Genomic DNA, 11,092 nt, shown 5'->3' on the forward strand with positions numbered 1-11,092 from the left:
AGCAAGGAAGAAGGTGTGAATCCACCTTCTATTATGCTTCAACGCCTTCTTTATTTAATTGCTCTAATAGATTAGCTATTAAATATGATCTACTTGTAAAGTATGCTGACTCTTGAATGTTTTTAGGTAAAATAAAGCCATCTTGTTCCTTCAGATCTCTTAAACCAGCGTAACCAAATAAAACTCCACCACCAACTACAATGTTTTTATCCGCATTTGTTTTAAACCAAAACTTCATTAGAGATGCTTTTTGATCTTCTGCATATTTTAACATCCCATCCATTACAATATCTGTAACATTCTCTTTTACAGGGCCCCATTTCACACTAAATGTCGGCTTATAAGTATCATCTTCAATCATTTTCTCTACTTCAGGCATCACTAGCCTTTGGATAAAATCTTCTCTTGTTTTAAAAGGTGACTCAATTTCATCTGTCATGAAACTTTTTAAAATCTCATTTTCCATGAAACGCTCTTTTATATTCTTTAAAATTTCATCAATATACTTATTTGTTCCTAAATCCGTATTTGTAGATAATTTTTTATTTAACTCTCCATCTTCAAAGAAAGCATTATCAGAAGTACCAGCACCAAGATCATTGATAGCATATGATTCTCCAATTTCTGCATCCATTCCTTCAACTTCCACTATTTCACCGTTTACAATGTCAAATAGTAATGCCAAGACAGAGGAAACACCTTCAACATTCATTGTTCCATCATTAATCGTAATTTTTATCTTTTTACCCTCATATGTACCATCTAGAAATTCTACAGTATGTTCTCCATAGAGCATTTCTAAAATTTGTTCTTCTCCACGTAGTTTATAATCTTCAATTGGCATTCCACCACTAAAAGGAACAGAAACTTCTTCTTTTCCAATTCTCGCTGCTGCCACCGCCATACTTGTGAATAATGGAATCAAATGTAACTTCTTATTTTTCTGGCTAAATTTATCTTCCGTTTTCCCCATTTCGTCTACAGTTGGTTCTTGACGGTCTTCTTGATCTTTAGCATATGCTCCCACATACCATGCTCTGCTTCTTGCATCACCATCTAAAGAATTACTAATTATACGAACATGTAATAACTCGATGTCTTCGTCTTTCTCATTTACGTAATCATTTTTCTTAGAAGGCGCAGATTTTAAATCTATTTTCGCTGGTGGCGCTTCTGCGATTACAGTAGGGACAGAAAAAGATTCAATATTACCTTTTTCATTCAAGAAACTAATTTTCGCTTTAATATTACCTGTATCAAAACCACCAAGTAACATATTATTAGATAGCATTTGCTCAACCATTATATTTTCCTCCTACAACTAGTTTATAGTTTAGTTTAAACTAGTTTATCAACTAGTTTAATTAATAATAAAAAAATTTGTATACATGTTTAACTTTTAAACATATGGTTCGTGAAGAGAACAGTAGTCGTTCGCTCCACGAACACATTATTTACTTGCTTTGTATAAAGAACATGTTCTGTAACGTGTTCTTCTCTTGAAAAGTAATTTCGTACACAATATGTATTAGAGGACATCATCAGGACGATAATGCTCTACGCCAGTACACTTTTTAAAGTCCTTGCTATTCCATGTCAAACAAGGAACTCCGTTCTTAGTAGATACAGCTGCTAAATAAGCATCAGCAAAATCAATTCTATTTGTTTTATATTCATGTAATGCTTTTAATACTACATCACTTTCCAATGTTTTAACGCCTGGTGAAGTAATAATTGTTGTAAGATTATCGGCAATCTCTTCATGAGAATAACCGTATCTTTTCATACCTAAAACCCAGGTACACTCTATTATCACTATTGGTGTTAAAAATAATGTAATTTCTTGATTAACAGCTCTCTTGAAGATTTCAAAAGCCTTCTTTGATTGTTCTTCATCGTCATTTGTCAAAAATCTTACAATGACATTAGTATCAACTACGTATTGCATGTACTGCACTCTCCCTTATTCGGAGGAAATCATTTCTTCTTTAGCTCCACGTCTAATTTCTTCCCAAGACAAATTCGGCTCACCAGCTTTAGGTGGCATAGCACCAAACAATGCCAACAAAGAATTTTTTTTAACTACATTTACAAAAACATTGTCTCCTTCAATCACAAATTGAATCTGATCTCCTGCTTTTGCATCTATATAATCTCTAATCTTAGCTGGTATTGTGACTTGTCCTTTCTGAGAAAGAGTAGACGTAAATTGACCTGAAGACGAAATTAACCCTCTGTTCTCATTTTTTATTTGCATAGTACACACATCCTTCTTTATTTTCCGTAGGTGTTGCGTTTTGTTATTTCTCAGTAATTTAATCCTTAATACTCCTATAGCGAATTGTAAATGAGCAGAACATTTAAATGTTCATTTCTTTATATAGTAATTGACGTAGTATTAAGTGTGCCTCTGCTTACTTATTATTATACTACTACCAAAAATAAAAGTAAAGATGTTTTTCTGATTCTTTACCTAATCTCAATGTAAAGAATCTAATAAAGTCTTTACATTGAGATTCAAACTCCATTTACATTCTGCCACGTATTTTACAGGCTTGCATAAAAACGTTGAACAGTTCTTCGTTATATAAAGCAAGATCAGATAAATCTACTTTGTAACCATTGAAAAGCGATTGCCCTGCTTGTACCAGAGGTAATGTAGAACTAGTTAAAGCAGCCGTACTTACGCCACGTTCTTCCGGCTGCTTACTCAATAATGCTCCTAATGGAGAAAACTCAGTTTTAAATTTATTCCAGTCAAAACACTTGTGAATTTCAGGATAAGCAGTGATATAAAATGCTGCTTCATATTCAGGATCTTCACCGTGTTTAGTTCCTCTTTCAGTTAATAATCTTAAATAGTTGCGTTTATGATCTTCATTTGCATAATACATACTCATTTCCCCTTTGTTTAGAATATGTTTCAGGTACCTATTCCAAGATAAAGAACTAAATTTGAATATTTAACCATCGTTACAAATCTCCCATTTTCCACATGCCTGACAACGAGAAACCAGTACTTGCTCTTGAGTGAAATCTGCATCTTCGCCCATGATTAATACCCAGTCCTCTTCATTTTCATCTAATATGGATATCGTCCACATGTCGGAAGGATTTACTTCACTTGCAAAGGAGTCATATGGTTTTTGTAATGCATGTCCACAATAATCACAAGCATTAATAACTTCTACACGATCCTTACTTGTTTGATGGCTCTTTAATTCTATAAATCGTATTAACTTATTAAATAGTTCATCTTGCTTTTCTGCGCAATCTTTATAATCCAGGACTTCTCCATTGAGTAGTAATTCAGTCATATGTTATCACCTCCATTCTTTTTACACCCTAGCACACAATATGGCGGTATTTCCGTCACATTAAAAATTAAATTTCAATTATTTGTGCATTAGGTTTTTTCATAGGAAATTGTATAAGTTCAAGCGTGCGTTCTGCTTCCTCATATGTTTCAAATTCTAGTTCTTGCTCTTCTTTTCCTGGTTCACAATCCGTTAGTATAAAACCTTCTCCACGTATCACAAATGCCATAATAGATTCCTCCTCTCTAGTGTTTAAAATCATGTAAGTATATCAAGAATAACTTTTTCTCCTTACTTAATAAACCAATCAGGAAGTAACTCATAAAACTCCGCTGTTGCTAATCATAATAATATCTCCCCAAACATCCCCCAGGGCTCTAAACAACTTTTCATTCCCATTCATTCTTAGACAAAACCATACATGCCTATCAAATATAGAAAGACTCCTAAATAAAGAGTACTCCTAGTATAATTTCACGTACCATACGTAAATAGTAAAACAAGAACCATATACGGAATAGAGTAAATAGAACTCCCTAATAACAGGAGACTCTAAACCAAACTTATACCGATAGGTATATATGTACGGGTTCGGCCATTTATTTTTTAAAATTATCCCCCTGGCCCAGAGCGTTTATTTCTACTGTTTTTATTTGCTTTAGATTCGCTTGTTCGGTCTTGAAATTGTACTTCAAGTGTAGTACTCTCGATTTCTTCATTGAACGCTAATTTCCCTAATAAAAAGGCTTTAAAGTTATGTTTATTGGATTTCAGTAATACACTTCTTGTTGTAATATATGTACGAGCATTTCTGCCCTTTTTTCCATTAGTCTTTACAATTAATTTTTTAGAAACCTTTAATACATCGGATAAGCTAGATTTATTCATTGCTTTCCCTACTGGTGACTCTTCACCAATTTTTTGCGCTAAAGCACGTAGAGATCCGCATAAATAAGGTGCATCAGACGTGCATTGCTGCTCTATCATCTCTATAATATCTTGCTCCCATTCTGAATAATGGCTTTGCTGACGGTCTAAGCGTTCCTTTGCTGGTGTACGGATATCAAAGACAAATTCCATTCTCATTTCTGCCAGTTCTTCTACATAATCCTTTTTAGGTGCATTATATTTATCATTCATGGAACTTCTAACAGTACGTAGAATCTCAGTATGCTTTAATGGTGATTTTATTTGAGAATTCCATTCATCTATCTTGTCAATGATTTCACTTTCTGTTTTACCTTCATATTTCATAGCTAAAGATAAAATAAATACAGCATTATTACGGCCTAGCTTGCCTTTACATCCACGTAAAAACACGTTATTTATAATACTTTGAATTGCTGGATCTTCCATGATGCCAACCTTTTTATACATTCGACTTGAAGAAGTATTAGCAACCGCTGGTCTTTTATGCTTCCTAGATTGTTCTTTAGCCCATGCTAAAGCCCATTCTGAGTTCAATGCTTGTCCATTAAAGTAAAGGATATTATCTTCTCGTGGAATTCTAAAATACCCTAGCGAATAGGCCCCAAGATCCGCTTCTAATTCAAATATAGGCTTTGTAGTTCCTTCTTCTACTTCACTAGCATCCATGACATTTACAAAGGCTCTTTTAATTTCTTCAGAAACAAAACGACCTGCCTTACGGCCTTTTTCTGTCAAAAATGGTGTAGAGAATACATAAAACCATTGCAATCCTCGTGGTGTTGAAAGAATAACGCTTGGGGATGGCAAGTTATTTACTGCTGCTGCATAATGAATTTCTTCAAGACTAATTTTTTTATCTATTTCTACTCCAACACATGTAATGAAACGAATGTTCTCAAAATTACGCCCTTCATTATTAGCCTTTCCCCACATATAGACTTGTGGTGTCCAGTGTGTCAAATGATTGTTTAAGCGTTCTAATGTCTCAAAGCTACTTACCACAATACTTTGTCCCGTAGAAAGTTGCTCTTTTCCAGTAGTTACATGAACAACTCCAACCTCTCTTAATCTTTCACGTTGCATTTCTCTCTTTCTATCATCCATTGTCCAACTTTTAGGTGATTTTTCATATAATGCACCATGAACCATAAAACGCATTACATCAAGCGATGTGTACTCTGTTATAGGCTCTAAAATATGTTTAACTTGTTCCATTAAATTTCTACTCCTTTTGGAACAACAAAAAAGTGTTGTTCTCTGCTTTTTTTACAGCAGTAAACAACACTCGATAGTCTTCGAATATCTAATATTTAGAATACACTTTATTCGCAAAAAATTATAGAATCATATTTTAAATATACTTTACACACAAAATAAAACATGATATTATGATGATGTAAATATTGCGAATTGTAGTGCTCGACTTTTAGCGGGGTTGCTCACTACTATGATGGATGATGCGGGAAACATCATCCTTTTTTATTTGTCTTTTTTTATATTTTTTTATTTATATATGTATTTATTATCTTTATTTAAAATATAAACAACCAATTCGGGAAATAAATTGGTAGAATATTTATCTTCGATACTAATAATACTAAAATATCATCCAAATTACAATACGTATCCTTCACCATTATACCTAAAATAGAACTTTTTAACTACAAAAACATAATTTTATATAGTTATTTTTACCTAATAAATAAACCGAATATCCCTCCAAATTCAGTTGTTTTTCATCAAAATACCCCCATATACCTACCTATATCCTTTCAAAACTCTTTATTCTTGCATTTTCCACAAAATCTCAGTATTTTTTATCTTATTACTATTATAGGATTATAGTTGTATGAATAGAATATAGTACTAATTCACTTTTGTTCTTTTTCAATATTCAAAAAATTAAATTCCACTCAAAACGTGTTAATATTTATATGGGTCTAATAACTTTTCTATTGTTATTTTATTGTTGTTTAAAAGTATAAAAGGAGGGATATAAGGATATGGAACCTACAAACATTCCTTATAACAGTAATATTATCATTTGGAGTGATCAACCAATATACAGGGCTGGGCTAAAACAAATATTAGAAGCCAAGTTAGATCGAAAAATCCAGGATGTATCTACTTATAATGAATTAGAATCTACTTTACTAGAAAAAGGACTAGATAGTGCATCACATATATTACTTATAGACTATGAAACAATTGAAGGAAGAAACTTTTTACTATCTAGTTTAAAGGATAATTACTCATTAAAAATAATTGCATTATCAAACAAAAGCCTACAAGAAGATGTGTTTAGTGCAATGGATGAATATGATATAGACGTTTATTTGCTTAAAAATATTGAGATTAATAAATTAATGTGTGTACTAGAAACTATTGAAGATCCAGGAGTTGCCTTCTTCCACACTGATTTTACTTCTTCGAAGTTAGATAATACAAAAGATAATTTAGATCGCTTAAAAATTTACGAGCATAACACTGGAAGACCTGACGGTTTACTAACTAATAAAGAGTGGGACATTTTAGAAGGACTAGGTAAAGGGTATTCTAATCAACAATTAACGGAAACATTTGAACTAAGTGATAAAACAATAAAAAATCATGTTTCAAGTATACTAAAAAAATTAGAAGTAAAAGATCGACTTAATGCCGTTTTAAAAGCATTAAAAAAAGGATGGATTAAAATAGATTAAGTGGATTAGGGGAATTAATCCCCCCTCTAAAATTTTTAATTGGTTATTGCTTATTCAGATGTAATAAACCTGGATATTATTTTATATAGAACATTTATTTGACCTACACTTACATATTTAGAGATGCATTAAATCTTTGTGATAATTGGTTTATTGCATCTCTTAAAATGTGTGCCCGTTTAACATTTTCCCCAAATTCCTCTGCAATTTCATCCAAGATTAAAAAGGTTGTTGCATCCAAGGTAATAGGAATTAATTCTGATTCAGTACGTAATCGTTTCTTTAATTCTTTAGCTGTTATATTTGGTCCACTGTATTCCTGTACAATAAACTCTTCTATAGTTTTATTTCTTTCATAACTATCTATATATTTAGCTAATTCGCTTATTGTACCAGCTTCGACGTGCAGCAAAGTCCTTTTTCGTTCTGGCTTTGGAAATTTTATATGTCTATATTTATTGATGAATTGTTCAAACACATCTCTCATAATAGCTGATCGATTCACGTCTTTTTTAGCGTTTAATCCGCTTTCATTTGCTATTTTGACCATTTCATCTAATTTATTAATACTGCTTTTATCCATTCTTATTTGATAAGCTTCACCTTCACCTTCAAATGCATTAAATATTTTAGAAGGAATATACTCCTTTTTTAAAAACTTACAGATTGTATGTGCCCGTAAAGTCTCAGGAACGATTTTCGTAAAATCATTTATTTGATCAATATAAATATTAAATGACATTTGTGTCTTCATTTGATACCACCTCTTTTTTGCCAAATCTATCCAGTTAAATATTAAAAAAAAATTCCTGGATGTTTTAATCCAGGATAAAATAACAAACTATAAGAAAAAAAGCTTAAACCATCAATCATAGTAGCATAATAACAAACTGAAGACAATACTATATAAACTTAACCTCAATAGTATCATTACTTTCTCTTTCTTTTTCAAATTCATCAGAAGCTTTATTCCATGCTTCTTTAAGGGGTAGCGTCAGAAAAATGCGGATTTACAACGTTAAGCATTTTGATACAAGTCTTATGAGAAATTATGAAGTCCTAATTTAACGATAATTTAATTATGTACCAATAGGCTTACTCTATTGAGATTGTGAAAAAATGTACTTAAACTAATGGGGCAGGTTAGTGAAAGGCAAGTTATTTAAAATATATATTAAGACTTCAACAAATTTTAGTGTTATATATAAACCCCTGCCCAGTCTTTTAAATTATGTTATAATTATCGCAAGAACAAGTATTTAAACAAAACTCGGAGATGTATAAGATGATTAGATTAGAGAAAATAAACGCTGATAACTACCAAAAAGTTTTTGACTTAGAACTTGTAGGAGAACAGGAAAACTTTGTTTCATCAAATATGAGATCGTTGGCACAAGCCTGGGTATTTTACGAAAGAGCCAAGCCTTATGCTATTTATAATGATGATACAATTGTAGGATTTATAATGTTTGACTATAAAATAGAAAATAGGAAAGTAGAGATTTGGCGATTTATGTTAGGGAGTGCATATCAAGGAAAAGGCTATGGTAAAGAAGCATTAAACAAAGCTATAGAATTTTTGAAGCAAGAAAATTTATTCGACTATATCCAAATAAATTATGTTGAAGAAAATTTAGTGGCAAAAAAACTTTATCAAAAAGTTGGTTTTTCAGAAACGGGAGAAATGGAAGGAAACGAAGTTGTTATGAGGCTCTCAATAGTGAAAGAATAGGTGTCAAATATATTCCAGTTTCATTACCTAACAGCAGTGATGAATAGCTAAAAGTATATTTCAAATAGATAGAACGTTTTAGGTTGGCAGCTGCTAGCCCTTTTTGTATTCTTGTTTTGTGAATAGTTACACTTAAACTAAAGGGTGCTTTAGTTCAACAATCTAAATTAAAAAGTCGATTCCTTGAGAGACTGGAAATCGGCTTTTTTTATGATTGGAACTTCCTTAGCGTTGTAAATACGCATTTTCCTGACGCTACCCCTTTAATATCTTTAGCAAAAAATGTAATTGAACGAACCTCTCGACCTGCTTTGTTTGTGCCAGGATTATATTTCTTTAAAATTGCTTTATATGTTAATTTATTCATTATATTCACCTTCTATAATTACTGAAACTACAAGGATACACATCTAGACAACAATTCCCTACTTCTTTTCTGACTTGACTTAAAACATTGACTATATAGTTCATTTAAATACTTATCAGTAATTCTTTCAGGAAAATAGCCTTGTATTTCTATAAGTAAATTTTCAATTATCCAAGTTCTCTTTTTCCAAAATCTATATAATTCCTTTTTTTCTTTAATTAAATGTTTTGTACTATCCGTATCATGATTAGCTTGGACTAACGATGAATATGAATCTGATTTCTTTTTTCGCATAATTTTTAAACATACTATTAGATCGTATGTATGATACTTTCTTAATACTTCTATAGGCTGTACAGCATCATTTTCATCTACATATCTTTTTATTTTTTTAGGCCCTATCGTACATTCTGTAAAATTGTGCTTACAAAAAGAACATGTTCCACATAAATTAATATCTATATATGTATTGCAATATCTACAATTCATTTTCCCCATGCTCCTTTTTTTCACATAAAGTTCGAACTATATTTTGTGCAGTTACATTAGTAACAAAATAGTAAACTTCCAGTCCTTTTCTATCAGATCCTAACACCTTTCCCCTCATTTTCGATAGATGTTGTGATACCGTTGATTGTGGGATATGTAATAACTCCACTAATTGTGTTACATTACATTTTTTATGTCGCATTAAAACATCGACTATTTGTAGTCTTACCGGATGCGCTAAAATTTTTAGCATATCTATATTTTCCTCAGTTATTAATTTTTGTTTCATTTGATTTTGAAGCACTGTCATTAGAATTTCTCCTTTATTATTTATTTATCGTTTTAACATTATTAAATTCTTATATATCAAAATAATGTTATTTATTTCTAAACACAATCAGTATTTATATGATTAGGTTCATTACAATTATTTCTATGTACAATCATCTTATTTTGTTTAGAATGTTTCATTTGATCCCACATGTATTGAAGGACTTTATCAGTTATATTAGAAGGAAAATAACCTTGTCTTTCTATTAAAATATTTTCAATTACATACATGCGCCTAGTCCAGTCGTTAAAAACAAGTAACTCTTTTTCAGCATTTTTTTCAAATTCAATGTCCTGCTTTGCTGCTTTTAAAAATATTTCATACCCCATATATAAAAGTTCTCTTTTTTCTCTTATCTCTTTTAATAAAATGTATAAATCAAAACTATGATATGTTTTTAATATTTCTACTGATTGCATCGCATGCTCTTCGAAAATATTAGTTTTCATTTTTTGAAAGTTAAACCTTTCTCCCTTATCACTTACTAGGCGAAGACAACCTGTATTTTTATCTCTAAGATCCGCACCACAAAAATCACATTTTGGTAGTAGAACTCCATTTCTTATTTTTTGTTCACTTGCACAATACGGACATATTGGATACTTCACTTAAATTCACCATCCCATTATAATGATATACTGATTTTTATATTTCAATTGACTTTAGAACCTTTAAATTCTCTTCCTTACATATATAATTATACCACATTGGTATATGTTATTCAATAAAATATATTTATTATTTATCGTTTTTAATTATAAACAATAAATAATAAATAAATGTGTAACTATTTTCAAATTAAAAGAAACCACTAGCATTTGAGTTGCGAACAACTTACGTTCTTCTAAAGAACAGCTGTAAAAAATGATAGAACACGTTCTCGAACATGTTCTATCATTTCAAGACAAACTAGCTTATAAACTAGTTGACTTGATATTAGCAGACATCATATGGTATAGCGACTCCATCAAGTTAACTCAGGTTAACTTTGTTAACCTAAGTTATAATAAGGTTTTTGTGTACACTCAGGTTAACTTAAAAAGTCGAAGACATGTACACTGGGGCATTGTCAACGGTACCGGACTGACCATAGCAAGGCGACGGGAGGGAGGATAAGGAGTTGACAATTTCACTACACCAATACCCTCTTGGCATTGCCAAAACCTTTCGTTTTGGCCTGCCTACCGGCGAGGGTAGCTCCCCCGATGTAACGGGGGCTGGGGG

14 protein-coding genes are annotated in these 11,092 nt (G+C 31.6%); 2 read left to right on the top strand and 12 right to left on the bottom strand.

Annotation, left to right across the window (positions count from 1 at the left end; translation table 11 throughout):
• Positions 1-31 precede the first annotated feature (31 nt).
• The 7 genes from BAQ44_RS09450 to BAQ44_RS09475 all read right to left on the bottom strand — a co-directional run bounded on the left by BAQ44_RS09450 (position 32) and on the right by BAQ44_RS09475 (position 5,462).
• Entirely contained in the window at positions 32-1,303 is a 1,272-nt protein-coding gene (locus BAQ44_RS09450) for a ParM/StbA family protein (protein WP_071721515.1), read from the bottom strand.
• A gap of 225 nt (positions 1,304-1,528) precedes the next feature.
• On the bottom strand, positions 1,529-1,948 hold the full coding sequence (locus tag BAQ44_RS09455; RefSeq protein WP_001200537.1) for a type II toxin-antitoxin system VapC family toxin: 420 nt from the start codon (positions 1,946-1,948) through the stop codon (positions 1,529-1,531).
• A 15-nt stretch (positions 1,949-1,963) separates the two neighbouring features.
• Entirely contained in the window at positions 1,964-2,257 is a 294-nt protein-coding gene (locus tag BAQ44_RS09460) for an AbrB/MazE/SpoVT family DNA-binding domain-containing protein (protein WP_001165986.1), read from the bottom strand.
• A gap of 271 nt (positions 2,258-2,528) precedes the next feature.
• Positions 2,529-2,894 carry a DUF2538 family protein gene (locus BAQ44_RS09465; protein WP_071721516.1) on the bottom strand — a complete coding sequence of 122 codons (366 nt, stop codon included), beginning with the start codon at positions 2,892-2,894 and terminating at the stop codon, positions 2,529-2,531.
• Between the two features lie 69 nt (positions 2,895-2,963).
• Complete coding sequence (locus BAQ44_RS09470; RefSeq protein WP_000137769.1) at positions 2,964-3,317, bottom strand: hypothetical protein; 354 nt, start codon at positions 3,315-3,317, stop codon at positions 2,964-2,966.
• Positions 3,318-3,384: 67 nt separating this feature from the next.
• Entirely contained in the window at positions 3,385-3,546 is a 162-nt protein-coding gene (locus tag BAQ44_RS31000; protein ID WP_000896208.1) for a hypothetical protein, read from the bottom strand.
• A gap of 383 nt (positions 3,547-3,929) precedes the next feature.
• On the bottom strand, positions 3,930-5,462 hold the full coding sequence (locus tag BAQ44_RS09475) for a primase C-terminal domain-containing protein (protein WP_000438661.1): 1,533 nt from the start codon (positions 5,460-5,462) through the stop codon (positions 3,930-3,932).
• Between the two features lie 788 nt (positions 5,463-6,250).
• Between BAQ44_RS09475 and BAQ44_RS09480 the strand changes: the two genes are divergently transcribed.
• Positions 6,251-6,949, top strand: a complete 699-nt coding sequence (locus tag BAQ44_RS09480; RefSeq protein WP_071721517.1) for a response regulator transcription factor — start codon at positions 6,251-6,253, stop codon at positions 6,947-6,949.
• 109 nt (positions 6,950-7,058) lie between these two features.
• On the opposite strand, the gene BAQ44_RS09485 is transcribed toward BAQ44_RS09480, so the two are convergent.
• Complete coding sequence (locus tag BAQ44_RS09485) at positions 7,059-7,703, bottom strand: hypothetical protein (protein WP_000856971.1); 645 nt, start codon at positions 7,701-7,703, stop codon at positions 7,059-7,061.
• Positions 7,704-8,234: 531 nt separating this feature from the next.
• On the opposite strand from BAQ44_RS09485, the gene BAQ44_RS09490 reads away from it, so the two are divergent.
• On the top strand, positions 8,235-8,681 hold the full coding sequence (locus BAQ44_RS09490) for a GNAT family N-acetyltransferase (protein ID WP_000620148.1): 447 nt from the start codon (positions 8,235-8,237) through the stop codon (positions 8,679-8,681).
• Positions 8,682-8,889: 208 nt separating this feature from the next.
• Here BAQ44_RS09490 and BAQ44_RS31005 read toward each other — a convergent pair whose 3' ends face one another.
• The 4 genes from BAQ44_RS31005 to BAQ44_RS09505 form a co-directional block, all read right to left on the bottom strand.
• Complete coding sequence (locus BAQ44_RS31005; protein WP_169833823.1) at positions 8,890-9,048, bottom strand: hypothetical protein; 159 nt, start codon at positions 9,046-9,048, stop codon at positions 8,890-8,892.
• A 27-nt stretch (positions 9,049-9,075) separates the two neighbouring features.
• Positions 9,076-9,537, bottom strand: coding sequence for a hypothetical protein (locus tag BAQ44_RS31390; protein ID WP_000995823.1), 462 nt, complete (start codon positions 9,535-9,537; stop codon positions 9,076-9,078).
• On the bottom strand, positions 9,527-9,847 hold the full coding sequence (locus BAQ44_RS09500) for an ArsR/SmtB family transcription factor (protein WP_000217376.1): 321 nt from the start codon (positions 9,845-9,847) through the stop codon (positions 9,527-9,529). Before BAQ44_RS09500 ends, BAQ44_RS31390 begins: the two co-directional genes overlap by 11 nt.
• A gap of 77 nt (positions 9,848-9,924) precedes the next feature.
• A complete protein-coding gene (locus tag BAQ44_RS09505; protein WP_000876892.1) occupies positions 9,925-10,476 on the bottom strand; it encodes a hypothetical protein in 552 nt (183 codons plus the stop codon).
• Between the last annotated feature and the right edge of the window lie 616 nt (positions 10,477-11,092).

The organism is Bacillus mobilis, assembly GCF_001884045.1.
Lineage (GTDB): Bacteria > Bacillota > Bacilli > Bacillales > Bacillaceae_G > Bacillus_A > Bacillus_A mobilis.